A 574-nucleotide genomic window follows, 5' to 3' on the forward strand; every position below is an offset into this window, starting at 1 on the left:
CAAACGGCTGTTAGCGGTAGTGCATCATTCCAGGATATTTTTATAATTCTGTTCTCCTAATTTTCCAAATCGATAATAAGTTCTAAGTTCATCTGAAAACATTTGTATATTTTCTGTTTTAGTCTGAAGGAAAAAATATTTTTTATATTCTCCGTTTTTTTTATAGATCTCGATATAATTCTTAACACCATTTGATTTTTTACGTTCCCAAGCTCTTATATTTCCGTTAAATTTTCCAAGAAAATAATCACTTAGTATTTGTATTTTTTCAATTTCGTAAATTGTATAAACATCTAAATCACAAATAATTTTTTCGGAATCTATTACCAAATATCCACTTAATTTTCCATTAGCGGTTTCGCATTTAAAAAAGTTACTTATGATGAAATAAAGGGAATACAAAACAGCAATTATTACAACAAAAACCCCCAATGAACTAAGGACTTCTTCATATCTTGGAAATATTGATTTTGCAAAATTAAATAAAAAGGAAAGTAACCATAAAATTAATGCCGTTAATAAACTCTTATCAATTTCAAATGAATTCTTTGGATTATATATTTGTAGTTTTTTT

1 protein-coding gene is annotated in these 574 nt (G+C 26.0%); it reads right to left on the bottom strand.

The window, feature by feature from the left end:
- Window positions 1–24: 24 nt before the first annotated feature.
- Window positions 25–574: hypothetical protein (locus tag H2650_RS15735; protein ID WP_188051779.1), on the bottom strand; the 550-nt coding region annotated here is incomplete at its 5' end.

It is taken from the genome of Flavobacterium sp. GP15 (assembly GCF_014281985.1).
GTDB classification, from domain to species: domain Bacteria; phylum Bacteroidota; class Bacteroidia; order Flavobacteriales; family Flavobacteriaceae; genus Flavobacterium; species Flavobacterium pygoscelis.